We start from the raw sequence: 14,907 nt of genomic DNA, 5'->3' as shown, positions 1-14,907 counted from the left end.
TCAACTTCAACCAGTTCGAGACGCCGTTTGAAATCTGCGTGAACGTGGCGGGCTTCTACGGCATCCCGCGCAAGATCGCCGCCGAGCGCGCGGAGAAGTACCTGAAGGAGCTGCGCCTGTGGGAGAAGGCGCAGCACCAGGCGCGCATGCTCTCCGGCGGCATGAAGCGTCGCCTGATGATCGCCCGCGCCATGATGAACGAGCCCAGGCTGCTCATCCTCGACGAACCGACCGCGGGCGTGGACATCGAGATCCGCCGCTCGATGTGGCAGTTCGTCAGCGGCATCAACGCCGCCGGCACCACGGTGATCCTCACCACGCATTACCTGGAGGAAGCCGAGCAGCTGTGCCGCAACATCGCCATCATCGACCGCGGCACCATCGTGGAGAACACCACGATGAAGCGCCTGCTGGCGACGCTGGATTCGGAAACCTTCGTGCTCGACGTGGCCGGCGTGCCGGGCGAACTGCCCGCCCTGCCCGGAGTGAGCCTGCGCCGCCTGGACGACCACACGCTGGAAGCGGAGATGTCCCGCGCCCACGACCTCAACTCGATGTTCACCGCGCTGTCCTCGCACGGCGTCACCGTCACCTCGATGCGCAACAAGACCAACCGCCTGGAAGAGCTCTTCGTCCGCCTGGTCGAACAGGGCCGCAACGCCAAGGCCGCGCAGGAGCAGGCCGCATGAATGCTTCCGGCAACCTCGTCGCGCTGGGCACCATCGTCCGCCGCGAAATCACCCGCATCCTGCGCATCTGGACCCAGACGCTGATCCCGCCGGCGATCACGATGACGCTGTATTTCGTGATCTTCGGCAAGCTGATCGGCAGCCGCATCGGCAACATCCAGGGCGACTTCACCTACATGCAATACATCGTGCCGGGCCTGGTGATGATGAGCATCATCACCAACAGCTACGGCAACATCTCCAGCTCGTTCTTCGGCGCCAAATTCCAGCGTTCGGTGGAGGAAATGCTGGTATCGCCGATGCCGAACTGGGTGATCCTGCTGGGTTATGTCACGGGTGCGGTGACGCGCGGCCTGGTCGTCGGTTTTCTGGTGCTGCTGATTGCGCTGTTCTTCACGCATCTGCAGATCGCGCACATCGCAGTGACGCTATTGTCGGTGCTGTTCGGCGCAACGATCTTTTCGCTGGCGGGGTTTGTCAACGCGATCTACGCGAAGAAGTTCGATGACATCGCGCTGGTGCCGACCTTCGTGCTGACGCCGCTCACCTATCTGGGCGGCGTGTTCTACTCGGTGAACATGCTGAGCGAACCGTGGCAGGCGATCTCGCGCGTCAATCCGATTTTGTACATGGTCAACGCATTCCGCTTCGGTGTATTGGGCATCAGTGACGTGCACATCGGCGTGGCGTTCGGGGTGATGCTGTTGTTTGTGATCGGGCTTGCGGCGATTGCCTTGAACCTGCTCAAGCGCGGTGTTGGGTTGCGTTCCTGAGCGTTCAACCCTGGCGTTCCGGCGAAGGCCGGGATGTTAGCGATCGACCACGCAGGCTGGGATTTCATCCCAGCCTACCTTAGATAGCGCACTCGATAGCCTTGCCTTCGCGCCACGAACGGGTCGCCATCTCCGCCAACTCCAACGCCTTGATACCGTCCTCGATAGTCGTACGCACCGGCGTACCGTTCACCAGCGCATCGAAGAAATGCTCGATTTCCAGCGCATAAGCTGCACGATAACGCTCGAGGAAAAACGCTTCCGGCTTGTCGCTGCTGATCACCTGATCGTTCCATGCAACCACTTCCGTCGGGCGCACATTGCCGGCCTGCAACAAACCTTTGCTGCCCAGCACTTCAAAACGCTGATCGTAACCATAGGCCGCACGGCGCGACGTATTGATCTGGCATAGCGCCCCGTCACGCGTGCGCAAGGTGACTGCCGCGTGGGAAATATCACCCGCTGCAGCCACCTCCGGCATGTTCGGGCAACCGCCGGTGGCGTGCACACTTACGGCTTCGCCGCCCAGAATCCAGCGGAAAATGTCGAAGTCGTGGATCAACATATCCTTGAACACGCCACCGGAATGCGCGATGTAGCTGGCCGGCGGCGGCCCAGGATCGCGGCTGGTGACAATCAACACTTCCGGCGTGCCGATCTCACCGGCATCCAAGCGCTGCTTCAAGGCGGCAAACGTCGGATCGAATCTCCGCTGAAAACCGATCATGCAGGTAACGCCGGCGCGTTTGACTGCCTCCGCGCAGGCACGCGCACGCGCCACGTCCAGGTCCACCGGTTTCTCGCAAAAAATCGCTTTGCCTGCTGCGGCGGCACGCATGATCAGATCCGCGTGCGTATCCGTGCTGGAACCAATCACCACCGCCGCGACGTCAGCATCGGCCAAGGCTTCGTCAACGCCGGCAACCGTTGCGCCATGCCGGGCTGCGAGTGCATCGGCCGATGGCTGATGTACATCCACCACATAGCGCAGTTGCGTATGCGGATGGTGCGCGAGATTGCCAGCGTGAATCTTGCCGATGCGTCCGGCGCCGAACAATGCAACGCCGACGCGTTCCTGATTAGTCATCGTATTCTCCGGGATGGATGGTCTCTTCGACTTTCAATTCGAGCTTGTACGCCAGCGCGACGAACAGCGCCTGGCACAGGCAGATGGTGCTGGTGAGCGCGCGGAAGGCAAACGCACTGCTTTCCTGCACCAGCAGCGTGGCATGGGCCTCCCTGCCCAGCGCACCCAAGGCGCTGTCGGTGATGGCCAACACCTTGGCCTTGTGCTGGTGCGCCACGCGGCTGCAATAAAGGGTTTCCTTGCCATAGGGCGGATAGCTGATGGCGATCAGCACGTCGTTCTTGCCGATGCTGCGGACCTGCTCGCGATACATGCCGCCCAGCCCGCTCACCAGATGCACGCGCTTGGCGGTGTGCTGCAAGGCGTAGACGATGTAGCTGGCAATACTGAAAGTGCGGCGCACCGCCACCACGTAGATGTTTTCCGCCTTCACGAGCATATCGACCGCCGCATCGAACTGCTTGGCGTTGAAGGTTTTCACCAGCTCGTCGAGCCCGGTGCGGTTGGCATCGATAAAGCGCAATGCCATTTGCGACGCCGGCAGGTTGCCTTCGCCCTCGGCGATCACGCGGCGGATGCGCTGCTGATAGCTGCGCGCCGGCGTCACCGCGTCGGTGTAGTCGTTGCGGAATACCGACTGCATCTCGCTGAAGCCGGAGTAGCCGAAGCGCTGCGCAAAACGCACCACGGCCGACGGATGCACGTTGCAGCCTGCCGCAATCTCGTTGATGCGCTGAACCATGATGTTGGCCCGCTCCCGTTCCAGGTAGCTGGCTACGTTCTGCAGCTGCTTCGGCAGGTTCTCGAAATCTTGCGCTATCCGCTGCAGTAGCTCGTCGACTGCGCCTTGTTTGGCCATACGTGGCGTCCGCTGGAATCCGGTGGTCATCCTAGCGCCGCTTGGAAAAATATTTCCAGAATTTTATTTTGTGCAATGCAAATTGCAATTGCGGGAGCGGCGTTCCTATGCTCGGGTCCACGGCGCGTGGCCATCTCACGGACGCGCCCTCTCCGGCCGGGCACGGCACCGGTCTTCACCGTTGGAGACGCTATGCGTACGCGATGGATCTCGACCTTGCTGGCGGCCATGTTGAGCGCCACGGCCATCACCGCCACCGCGGCGGCGGGCCCGCATGCCAACGAGCGCTACGTGCTGATCAGCCATGCCGCCTACTCGGATGTATGGTGGAACACCGTCAAGAACGCGATCAAGCAGGCCGGCGACGATTTCGGCGTGCAAGTCGATTATCGCAATCCGCCCAATGGCGACCTCGCCGACATGGCACGCCTGGTCGAACAGGCCGCCGCGCGCAACTACGATGGCGTGGCGTTCGACATCGCCGATTTCGATGTGTTGTCCAAGCCTACCCTGCGCATCAACGCCAAGCGCATCCCGCTCATCACCATCAATTCCGGCACGCAGCAGGAAAGCGCGAAGCTCGGCGCGATCATGCATATCGGCCAGCCGGAATACGAAGCCGGCAAAGCGGCGGGCGAGCGCGCCAAGGCCGCCGGCATCACTTCGTTTGTGTGCGTCAACCACAACGCCGCCAATGCTGCCGCATTCCAGCGCTGCAAGGGTTTTGCCGATGCCATCGGCGTGGATGCACGCCAGTCGATGATCGATACCGGCGTCGATCCCACCGTGGTGGAAAACAAGGTCAGCGCCTACCTTCGCAACCATCCGCGCACGCAGGCCATTCTCGCGCTGGGGCCCAACTCGGCCGACCCCAGCTTGCTGGCGCTGCAGCGGATGGGATTGGCCGGCAAGATTTATTTCGCCACCTTCGATCTTTCTCCCAGCATCATCGATGGCATCCGCAAGGGCACGATCAACTTCGCCATCGATCAGCAGCCCTATCTGCAGGGTTATATGGCGATCGCCGCACTGGCCATCGCGCATGAAGACAACACGCGCGATCCGGCCACCATCATCGCCAAGCTCAAAGCCAATCCCGCGTTCCAGGGTCGGCTGAAGGAATACGGCTTGCAACCGGTGTATACCAGCGATGGCGTCAGCTCAGGCCCGGCATTCGTTACCAAGGACAACGTCGACACCGTGGCCAAGTACGCCGGCCAGTATCGATGAAGAGCCACTCACGGAGATGCGCATGAGTAGCACGACTTCCCACCTGCCCCTCACGACACGCAAGGACATCACTTCCGTGCAGAACGATGAACGGGTACGACGCATTTCACCCTGGCGTGGTTTTATCAGCCGCCCGGAATTCGGCTCCATCGCAGGCACCGTGCTGGTGTTCGTGCTGTTCGGCATCTTTGCCGGCGATTCGGGCATGTTCAATCTCGATGGCGTGGTGAACTGGGCGCAGGTGGCGGCGTATCTCGGCATCATTGCGGTCGGCGCGTGCCTGTTGATGATCGCCGGCGAATTTGATCTTTCGATCGGCTCGATGATCGGCTTCGCCGGCGTGATGATGGCGGTGCCGTCGATGTTCATGGGCTGGCCGATGTGGGCATCGGTGCTGTTCGCGTTTATTGGCTGCATGGCGCTGGGCTGGTTGAACGGCTACCTGGTGGTGCGCACGCGGCTGCCCAGCTTTATCGTCACGCTGGCTTTCATGTTCATCCTGCGCGGATTTACCCTGGTACTGTCCACGCATTTCTCCAACAGCACTATCGTCAGCGGTGTGGGCGACAAGGTGAGCGGCGACCCCATAGTGAGCACGCTGTTCCAGGGCAGCACGTGGCATGGCTTGTTCGCATGGCTTGCGCACGTAGGCGTTATCGACAGATTGCCGAATGGCGACCCGATTATCGCCGGCATTCCCAAGGTGCTGCTGTGGTGGTTGCTGATGGCAGTCGGGGCAGGCTTTGTGCTCTCGCGCACGCGCTTCGGCAATTGGATCTTCACCGTGGGTGGCGATGCCGCGGCGGCGCAGAACGTCGGCGTGCCGGTGCGCCGCGTGAAGATCAGCCTGTTCGTGTTCACTGCGTTCTGCGCCTGTCTTTTCGGTGTGCTGCAAGTGGCCGACGTGGGCTCCGCCGCGGCGGACCGTGGCCTGCAAAAAGAATTCGAGGCGATCATCGCCGCGGTCATCGGCGGCGCGTTGCTGACCGGAGGCTACGGTTCTGTGGTCGGCGCCTGCTTTGGCGCCTTGATCTTCGGCGTGGTGCAGATCGGTATTTCCTATACCAGCTTCGATTCCGACTGGTACCGCGTTTTTCTGGGCGCCATGCTGCTGTTGGCGGTGCTGTTCAACCACTACGTGCGCCTGCACGCGACGCGCAGCAAGTGAGGGCACCACCATGAGCGACGACTACATCCTGCAAATGGAAAACGTCAGCAAGTTCTTCGGCACAGTGATTGCGCTCAAGGACGTCACGCTGCGCCTGTGCCGTGGTGAGGTGCATTGCCTGCTGGGCGACAACGGCGCCGGCAAATCCACCTTGATCAAGACGCTGGCCGGCGTGCATCCACCCAGCCGTGGCAGCTATCTCGTGGATGGCAAGGAGGTGCGCTTCAGCTCGCCGCGCGAAGCGCTGGATCATGGCATTGCCACGGTGTACCAGGATCTGGCTTTAGTGCCGTTGATGAGCGTGGCGCGCAACTTCTTTGCTGGCCGCGAGCCGATGCGCAAGCTGCTCGGCCTGATTCCGGTGATGGATATCGACTACGCCGCAGGCGTTGCGGAAGAAAAGCTGGCCGACATGGGCATCCACGTCCGTTCGCCGCATCAGGCCGTCGGCACCATGTCCGGCGGCGAACGCCAATGCCTGGCGATTGCGCGCGCGATCCATTTCGGCGCGAAGGTGTTGATTCTGGATGAACCCACCGCGGCGCTGGGCGTAAAGCAGAGCTGCAACGTACTCAAGCTGATCCATACCGCACGTGCGCGCGGCATTTCGGTGATCTTCATTACGCACAACGTGCATCACGCCTATCCGATTGGCGACAGCTTCACGCTGCTCAATCGCGGGCAGTCGATGGGGACGTTTGCGAAGCAGGAGATCGCCAAGGAGGCGTTGCTCGACATGATGGCGGGCGGGGCGGAGATACAGGGGTTGGTGGCGGAACTCGAGGGTCGAGCTGCATGAATGCGTATTCGTTCCCACACAAAGCCCCGCTCATAGAGCCTGCCCCGGACTTGATCCGGACGGAGATTTGGGGTCAATGCTCCGAATTTGGGATTTCTTCAATCGCCGGAAACGCTTGCTCGTCATTCCAGCGAAAGCTGGTACGCGGGGAGAGCACATGGATGTGCTCGGCTTTGAGGAGCGAGGAATCCAGCGACTCTCAGCCAGAAAAGCACTGGATGATTCGCTTCGCTCACCCCCTTCGGGGCCGTCCATTCGGACGTTCTCCGCGCTTCGCGCTACGTCCAGCTTTCGCTGGAATGACGAGTGTCGACTCTGAGGCAACGGAAAAAGCCTCAAGTTCGGAGCGTGGGAACTCCATCTCCCCAAGCTCAAATACTCAGACCACCCGGCACGCCGAGCCATGAACGAACGCACCTACGACCTCATCTGCCTCGGCCGCCTGGCCGTCGATCTCTACGCGCAACAACCCGGCGCGCGCCTGGAAGACGCCACCAGCTTCGCCAAATACCTCGGCGGCTCATCCGCCAACGCGGCGTTCGGCACCGCGCGCCTTGGCCTGCGTACCGCGATGCTGAGCCGCGTCGGCGATGACCACATGGGCCGCTTCCTGCTCGAAACGCTGCAGCGCGAAGGTTGCGACACAAGCCAGGTCAGCATCGATCGCGAACGCCTCACCGCCCTGGTGTTGCTCGGCATCAAGGATCGCGACACGTTTCCGCTGATCTTCTACCGCGAAAACTGTGCGGACATGGCGATCGACGAAGCCGACATCGATGAAAACTTCATCGCCTCCAGTCGCGCACTCGCCATCACCGGCACGCATTTCTCTACACCGTGGGTGCACGCGGCCAGCAGCAAGGCGTTGGCCTTTGCACGCAAGCATGGCGTGCGCACGGTGCTGGATATCGACTATCGCCCGGTACTGTGGGGCCTTACCGGCCGTGGCGATGGTGAAACACGCTTCATCGCCGACAACGGCGTTACCGCGCATCTGCAAGGCATCCTGCCGCAGTTCGACCTGGTGATTGGCACGGAGGAAGAATTCCATATTGCCGGCGGCAGTCGCGATCTGATTGCCGCATTGCGCGCGGTGCGCGCCATCACCCGCGCCACCCTGGTGGTGAAGCGCGGCGAGCGGGGTTGCAGCGTGATCGAAGCCGAGGTGCCTGCCAGCATCGATGCGGCTCCCACCTATCGCGGCACACGCGTGGAAGTACTCAACGTACTCGGTGCAGGCGATGCCTTCATGGCGGGCTTTCTATATGGCTGGTTGCGCGACGAAGGTATCGAGCGCAGTTGCGCTTACGCCAATGCCTGCGGGGCGATGGTGGTTTCCCGGCATGCCTGCGCGCCGGCCATGCCGAGCCGCGCGGAGCTGGATTATTTCCTTGCCAATGCCGATCGCCTGCAGCGGCCAGATCAGGACGAGGAGCTGGCGCATCTGCATCGCGTCAGCGTGGCGCGTCCGGTGTGGAACGATCTGCACATCTTTGCCTTCGATCATCGCAGTCAGTTCTACGATCTGGCCTGCGAGTGCGACGCCGACGAAGCGCGCTTGCCGCCTCTTAAGCAACTGCTGGTGGAAGCTTTAGCGAAAGCGGAGCGCGAACTCGGCCTGCAGCATCGCGTCGGCGTGCTGATCGATCAACGCTATGGTGAAGAGGCGCTGCATGCCGCCACCGGACGCGGCTGGTGGGTGGGCCGTCCGGTGGAAATGCCAGGATCGAATCCGCTGGAATTCGAATACGGCCGCTCGATCGGCAGTCAGCTGGCGCAGTGGCCGCGCGAGCACGTGGTGAAATGCCTGGTGCAATTCGATCCGGACGGCGATGCCGAATCGCGGCTAGAGCAGGAAACGCAATTGCACGCGCTCTACGCGGCGGTAAGGCAGAGCGGCCATGAGCTGCTGCTGGAAATCATTCCGCCTGCGAATCCTGCTGCCATCGGTACGCCGGGCGAGCGCGTGCTGCGCGCGATGAAACGCCTCTACAACCTCGGCATTCGTCCGGAATGGTGGAAACTCAAACCTCTGTCCGCGACAGACTGGGTGGCCATTGATGCGTTGATCGCCGAACGCGATCCGTATTGCCGCGGCGTGGTGTTGCTTGGCCTCAACGCACCATTCGCGGAATTGGCGGAAGGTTTTGCCGCTGCCGCACACAGCACAAGCTGCCGCGGCTTTGCCGTGGGACGCAGCTTGTTCTACGAACCGGCCCGCGCATGGCTGACCGGTGAGATTGGCGACGCCGCACTGATCGAACGCGCCGCGCAACAGTTCACCAAGCTGGCAACCCTCTGGCAGCAGGCGCGCAGCAGCGTGCACCAAGCCAAAGGAGTGGCCGCGTGAACCGCGTGCGATTGACCATGTCCCAGGCACTCGTGCGCTACCTCGCCGCGCAGCAGATGCGCGATGAGGGAAGCGGCGAATTGCTGCCGCTGTTCGGCGGCGTCTTCGCTATCTTCGGCCACGGCAACGTGGCGGGATTGGGCGAGGCGCTCTATCAACATCGCGAGCAGTTGCCGACCTATCGCGCGCACAACGAACAGGCCATGGCGAACGCCGCTATTGCGTATGCCAAGGCGCATATGCGTCGACGCATGATGGCCGTGACGACGTCGATCGGCCCGGGCGCCACCAATCTGGTGACGTCGGCCGCGCTGGCGCACGTCAATCGCTTGCCGGTGTTGCTGTTGCCGGGCGATATTTTCGTGTCGCGCGCGCCCGATCCAGTGCTGCAGCAGTTGGAGCATTTCGGCGACGGCACCGCCAGCGTCAACGATTGCCTGCGCCCCGTCTCGCGCTATTTCGATCGCATCGTCAGACCCGAGCAATTGCTCACCGCCCTGCCCCGCGCGTTGCACGTGCTGACCGATGCCGCCTTGTGCGGTCCGGTGACGCTCGCGCTTCCGCAAGACGTGCAAGCCGAAGCCTTCGATTGGCCCGAAGCCTTTTTCGCCTCGCGGGTGCACAAGTTTCGCCGCCTTCCGCCTGCACAGGAAGACATCATCGCTGCCGCGCAAACGCTGCGCGGCGCAAAGCATCCCGTGCTGATCGCGGGCGGCGGCGCGCTGTATGCGCAAGCCAGCGATGCCGTGCGCCGCTTCGCCGAAACGCATGGCGTGCCGGTGGCCGAAACGCAGGCCGGCAAAGGCACGCTGCCCTGGCAGCATCGCTTGCAACTGGGCCCCGCGGGCGTATGCGGCTCCACCGCTGCGAACGAGTTGCTGGCCGAAGCGGACGTGGTACTTGCCGTCGGCACGCGCCTGCAGGATTTCACCACCGGCTCGAACGCGCTTTACACCCGTGCGCGCATCATCACGCTCAACGTCAACGGTTACGACGCATTGAAAGGTGGCGACACCCGGGTGCTGGCCGATGCGCGCCTGGGCTTGGAAACGCTTTCCACTGCGCTCGGCGCGTGGCGCGGCGATGCAAGCTGGCAGGCGCGCGCTCAACACCTGGCGCAGGCATGGCGCCACACCGTGGATGACATCACCTCGCGCCGCGAACTCCCCGCCGGCACGCTGCCTTACGACGGCGAAGTCATCGGCGCCGTGCAGCGTTCGCATGCCGATTCCGCCCGCCATGACATCGTCGTGTGCGCGGCCGGCACCCTACCGGCGGAACTGGAAAAACTGTGGCGCACCGATACGCCTGGCGGCTACCACATGGAGTACGGCTACTCCTGCATGGGTTATGAGATCGCCGGCGGCCTGGGTGTGAAGATGGCCAAGCCCGAGCGCGAAGTGATCGTGATGCTGGGCGACGGCAGTTACCTGATGCTCAATGCAGAAATCGCCACCTCGGTGATGCTCGGCCTGAAGCTGATCATCGTGGTGCTGGACAACCGCGGCTTCGGCTGCATCAATCGCTTGCAACAAGCCTGCGGCGGCGCGCCCTTCAACAACATGCTCGCCGATTGCCTGCAGGGCGCCGACGGTGCACCGATGATCGACTTCGCCGCGCATGCCCGTGCCATGGGCGCAGAGGCCGAACACGTGCACAGCATTGTCGAACTGGAACAGGCGCTGGTGCGTGCACGTGCCTCCACACGTACGTACCTGATCGCCATCGACACCGATCACCGGCGCACCACCGAAACCGGCGGCGCCTGGTGGGAGGTGGCCGTGCCTGAAGTCTCCGAACGCGACGCCGTCCGCGCCGCACGGCGCGACTATGAAACAGCCAAGCAGCGGCAACATCCCTACCCAGGCAAGTCTCATGACGCATGACGGTTTCAACGTGAAGATCGGCATCAATCCGATCGGCTGGAGCAATGACGACCTGCCTTCGCTGGGTGGCGAAACGCCGTTATCGACGGCACTCAGCGAAGGACGCGAGATCGGCTATCAAGGCTTCGAACTCGGCAACAAGTTTCCGCGCGAGCCTGCAGCGCTGCGCCAGCTGATGGCCGGCTACGGGCTGGAGGTTGTCTCCGGCTGGTATTCGGGACATCTCGCTGGGCGATCTGTCGAAGAGGAAATCGCCGCCGTGGCGCCGCATCTGCGCCTGCTCGCCGAGAACGGCTGCAAGGTGATGGTGTATGGCGAAGTCGCCGATTCGATCCAGGGCGAACGCCGCATACCGCTGAGCAAGCGGCCGCACTTTCGCGACGACGATGCCTTCAAGCGCTACGGCGAACGGCTCACCGCTTTCAGCCGCCATCTGCTCGACCATGGCGTGCGGTTGGCCTATCACCATCACATGGGTGCCTATGTGGAAGCGCCGACCGATATCGATCGCTTGATGCTCCACACCGGCGAAGAGCTCGGCCTGTTGTTCGACAGCGGCCATGCGTATTTCGGCGGCGGCGATCCGATAGCGGTGCTCAGCAAGCACATCGATCGCGTCTGCCATGTGCATTGCAAGGACGTGCGACCCGCCATCGTGCGGCATGCCCGCAACCGCCAGTGGAGTTTTCTCGACTCGGTATTGAACGGCGTGTTCACCGTGCCGGGCGATGGTGCGATCGATTTCGCGGCGATCGTCGCCATCCTTCACGCCAATCGTTACCAGGGCTGGATGGTGGTGGAAGCCGAGCAGGATCCGGCGCTGGCGCCGAGTTATGCGTATGCGCAGAAGGGTTATCGCACGTTGCGTGCGCTGGTGGATGGTGCGTCATGGCAGGAGGTTGCATGAGTTCGTACCGGGCAGCGCGCGTTCCCCTTGATCCGTCGCCCCGGCGAAGGCCGGGGCCCAGTGTCTTGTTGGCGACGCAAAGTGGCTGGACCCCGGCCTTCGCCGGGGCGACGAGCAATAAGCCCGCCTGCGTGCAAGGGGCACTCGCATGAGCCTGCTCGTCAAAGCTCACGCGCAGGGACGCGAGATCGTCAAGGTCACGCCCGAATCCGCCGGCTGGAAGCACGTCGGCTTTGAAGCGTTCCGGCTGGCACCCAAGGAAAGCCTTCGCATCAGCTTGCCGGCGGATCGCGAAGCCTGCCTGGTCATACTGAGCGGTCGCGCGGATATCCACGCCGGCAACCAGGCCTTCGACAACCTCGGCGGTCGCCACAGCGTATTCGACGCCTACTCGCCGGATGCGGTGTACGCGCCGCCCAGCACTGCATTCGACATCACCGCCCACGACGTCGTGGAACTGGCCTTGGCCACCGCACCGGCCATTGGCAAGCATCCCGTGCGGTTGATTCCGGGCACGAGCATGAAACGCTCGGTACGCGGCCAAGGCACCAACACCCGCTACATCTGCGACATCCTGCCGGAATCCGAGCCCGCTGAATCGCTGCTGGTGGTGGAAGTGGTGACGCCCGCGGCGCATTCCTCCAGCTATCCGCCGCACAAGCACGACACCGATGCGTTGCCGCAGGAAAGCGCACTGGAAGAAACCTATTACCACCGCATCGATCCGCCGCAAGGCTTTGCCTTCCAGCGCGTGTATACCGACGCGCGCGACCTGGATGAGTCGATGGCGGTATGCGACCACGACGTGGTGATGGTGCCGCGCGGTTATCACCCGGTGGTGATGCCGCACGGCTATCGCGGCTATTACCTCAACGTGATGGCCGGCGCGCGACGCGCATGGCATTTCAAGAACGACCCGGCGCACGACTGGCTGATGCAACGCTGAAATATTCCGAGAGGATCCACTGATGTCCGCACAACCTTCCCAACCGGCTGCACCGCAGGCCATCGGCCATTACATCGAGGGCCGCCGCCATGCCGGGCGCGGCGCCAGCATGCCTTCCTATAATCCGGCCACTGGCGAGGTGATTGGCGCAGTCGCCATGGCCACACCAGCCGAGGTGAATGCCGCGGTGAAAGTGGCTGCCGAAGCCTTTCACGGCTGGTCGCAAACCTCGCCGTTGAAGCGCGCACGCGTGATGTTCCGCTTCAAGGAATTGATCGAGCGCGACATGGACAAACTCGCCGCTGTCATCACGCGCGAACACGGCAAGGTGCTTTCCGACGCCAAGGGCGAACTGATGCGCGGCCTGGAAGTGGTCGAGTACGCCTGCGGCATCCCGGAGTTGCTGAAAGGCGAATACACCGAGCAGATCGGCAGCGATATCGACGCCTGGACCATGCGCCAGCCGTTGGGCGTGTGCGCCGGCATCACACCGTTCAATTTCCCGGCGATGGTGCCGATGTGGATGTTCCCGATGGCGCTCGCCTGCGGCAACAGCTTCGTGCTCAAGCCTTCCGAGCGCGATCCGTCCGCCCCGTTGATGTTGGCGGAACTATTGAAGGAAGCCGGCTTGCCGGATGGTGTCTTCAACGTGGTGCAAGGTGACAAGACGGCGGTGGATGCGTTGCTCGATCACCCAGGCATTCGCGCGATAAGTTTCGTGGGTTCGACGCCGATCGCCGAATACATCTATGCGCGCGGCACCGCCGCCGGCAAGCGTGTGCAGGCGCTCGGCGGCGCCAAGAACCACATGATCGTGATGCCGGATGCCGATATCGAAAAAGCCGCCGATGCACTGATCGGTGCCGGCTACGGCGCGGCAGGCGAGCGCTGCATGGCCATCTCGGTGGCGGTGGCCGTCGGCGATGCCACCGCTGATCAACTGGTGACCAAGCTCACGCCGAAAGTGCAGGCCTTGCGTATCGGCAACGGCATGGACACCCACGTCGACATGGGTCCGGTGATCACCGCCCAGCATCGCGACAAGATTTCCGGTTATATCGAAGATGGTCTCGCCGCCGGCGCCAAACTGGTGGTGGATGGGCGCGGCCATCGCGTGGCGGGTTGCGAGCAAGGGTTCTTTCTTGGCGGCAGCCTGTTCGATCACGTGCGGCCGGACATGCGCATCTATCGCGAAGAAATCTTCGGCCCCGTGCTGTGCGTGGTGCGCGTGCCGGATTTCGGCGCTGCGCTCAAGCTGGTCAACGATCATGAGTACGGCAATGGCACCGCCATCTTTACGCGCGACGGCCATGTGGCGCGCGAATTCGCGCATCGCGTGCAGGTAGGCATGATCGGCATCAACGTGCCAATCCCCGTGCCGATGGCGTTCCATAGTTTCGGCGGCTGGAAGCGAAGCCTGTTCGGCGATCATCATGCGCACGGGCCGGAAGGCGTGCGCTTCTATACGCGGCAGAAGGCGGTAACGCAGCGCTGGCTGGCGAGTGAAGACAGTCGCGGGCCGGAGTTTGCGATGCCGACGCATTGATTCGTTCCGCGAACACCGCCGTAGGCTGGGATGCAACCCCAGCAGCTTTTGTGGATGGCGATGCTGGGATGTCATCCCAGTCTACGGTGCGTTCATGGCGCATCCCCTACACCATCCATAGGCCTATTTTCGTACCTGTCTGAAAGCATTACACCGAAAACCTCGGGAAAATCGACTCCACATTTTTTTGTTGGAGTCCGCAATGGAAATGCCGCATCACTCGAAGAAATCCCCTGCCGCCCGTATCTTCACCGTCCTGTTAGGCGTCGCCGCCACACCCGCCTTCGCCGCCGACGATGCACCGTATCTCTTCGGCGACTGGAATGGCGAACGCACCCGCCTCGCCGACAAAGGCATCACGTTGAAGTTCGGCTACACCGGCGAAGCAGCACACAATTTCAGTGGCGGCACGCAGCAAACCACGCGCTACGCCGATCAATGGGCATTCGACAGCACGCTCGACCTCCACAAGCTGTGGGGATGGAAGGGCGGCGAATTCCAGCTGGTCGTTACCAACCGCAACGGCCGCAATCTCAGCGATGACGCCAACCTCGGCGTGTATCAGCAAGTGCAAGAGGTGTACGGCCGCGGCCAGACCTGGCTGCTCACCGTGTTTGCATTGAAGCAGCAATTCTTCGACGGCAAGCTCGAGTGGCGTGTTGGACGT

General features: G+C 62.6%; 13 protein-coding genes. 11 read left to right on the top strand and 2 right to left on the bottom strand.

What is annotated here, in order from left to right:
- The coding region (locus VJR68_RS15910; RefSeq protein WP_324149281.1) for an ABC transporter ATP-binding protein at positions 1-689 on the top strand (689 nt) is incomplete at its 5' end.
- On the top strand, positions 686-1,462 hold the full coding sequence (locus tag VJR68_RS15905) for an ABC transporter permease (RefSeq protein ID WP_324149279.1): 777 nt from the start codon (positions 686-688) through the stop codon (positions 1,460-1,462). The genes VJR68_RS15910 and VJR68_RS15905, both read left to right, overlap by 4 nt.
- A 79-nt stretch (positions 1,463-1,541) precedes the next feature.
- Here the strand turns inward: VJR68_RS15905 and iolG are convergent, their stop codons facing one another.
- Both iolG and VJR68_RS15895 read right to left on the bottom strand, forming a co-directional pair.
- Positions 1,542-2,549, bottom strand: a complete 1,008-nt coding sequence (iolG, locus tag VJR68_RS15900; protein ID WP_324149278.1) for an inositol 2-dehydrogenase — start codon at positions 2,547-2,549, stop codon at positions 1,542-1,544.
- Complete coding sequence (locus VJR68_RS15895; RefSeq protein WP_324149276.1) at positions 2,542-3,408, bottom strand: MurR/RpiR family transcriptional regulator; 867 nt, start codon at positions 3,406-3,408, stop codon at positions 2,542-2,544. The genes iolG and VJR68_RS15895 overlap by 8 nt, the downstream gene beginning before the upstream one ends.
- Before the next feature lie 192 nt (positions 3,409-3,600).
- Between VJR68_RS15895 and VJR68_RS15890 the strand changes: the two genes are divergently transcribed.
- From VJR68_RS15890 to VJR68_RS15850, 9 genes are all read left to right on the top strand, one after another.
- A complete protein-coding gene (locus VJR68_RS15890; protein WP_324149275.1) occupies positions 3,601-4,638 on the top strand; it encodes a sugar ABC transporter substrate-binding protein in 1,038 nt (345 codons plus the stop codon).
- A gap of 22 nt (positions 4,639-4,660) precedes the next feature.
- Positions 4,661-5,806, top strand: a complete 1,146-nt coding sequence (locus VJR68_RS15885; protein ID WP_324149274.1) for an ABC transporter permease — start codon at positions 4,661-4,663, stop codon at positions 5,804-5,806.
- Positions 5,807-5,816: 10 nt separating this feature from the next.
- A complete protein-coding gene (locus VJR68_RS15880; protein WP_324149273.1) occupies positions 5,817-6,605 on the top strand; it encodes an ATP-binding cassette domain-containing protein in 789 nt (262 codons plus the stop codon).
- Positions 6,606-7,008: 403 nt separating this feature from the next.
- Entirely contained in the window at positions 7,009-8,955 is a 1,947-nt protein-coding gene (locus tag VJR68_RS15875) for a bifunctional 5-dehydro-2-deoxygluconokinase/5-dehydro-2-deoxyphosphogluconate aldolase (RefSeq protein WP_324149272.1), read from the top strand.
- A gap of 17 nt (positions 8,956-8,972) precedes the next feature.
- Positions 8,973-10,841: a 3D-(3,5/4)-trihydroxycyclohexane-1,2-dione acylhydrolase (decyclizing) gene (iolD, locus tag VJR68_RS15870; protein WP_324149270.1), complete on the top strand. Its 1,869-nt coding sequence runs from the start codon at positions 8,973-8,975 to the stop codon at positions 10,839-10,841.
- Entirely contained in the window at positions 10,831-11,748 is a 918-nt protein-coding gene (iolE, locus tag VJR68_RS15865) for a myo-inosose-2 dehydratase (RefSeq protein WP_324149268.1), read from the top strand. The genes iolD and iolE overlap by 11 nt, the downstream gene beginning before the upstream one ends.
- Positions 11,749-11,896: 148 nt before the next feature.
- The gene (gene iolB / locus VJR68_RS15860; RefSeq protein WP_324149266.1) at positions 11,897-12,694 is read left to right on the top strand and encodes a 5-deoxy-glucuronate isomerase; all 798 of its coding nucleotides are present in this window, start codon (positions 11,897-11,899) and stop codon (positions 12,692-12,694) included.
- 22 nt (positions 12,695-12,716) lie between these two features.
- The gene (locus VJR68_RS15855) at positions 12,717-14,240 is read left to right on the top strand and encodes a CoA-acylating methylmalonate-semialdehyde dehydrogenase (protein WP_324149264.1); all 1,524 of its coding nucleotides are present in this window, start codon (positions 12,717-12,719) and stop codon (positions 14,238-14,240) included.
- Positions 14,241-14,442: 202 nt separating this feature from the next.
- The coding region (locus VJR68_RS15850) for a carbohydrate porin (protein ID WP_324149261.1) at positions 14,443-14,907 on the top strand (465 nt) is incomplete at its 3' end.

The sequence above is a fragment of the Dyella sp. genome, assembly GCF_035277725.1.
Classification (GTDB): Bacteria; Pseudomonadota; Gammaproteobacteria; order Xanthomonadales; family Rhodanobacteraceae; genus Dyella_B.
The sequence above is the reverse complement of the archived record's forward strand: the minus strand, read 5'-3'. Positions and strand labels throughout refer to the sequence as shown.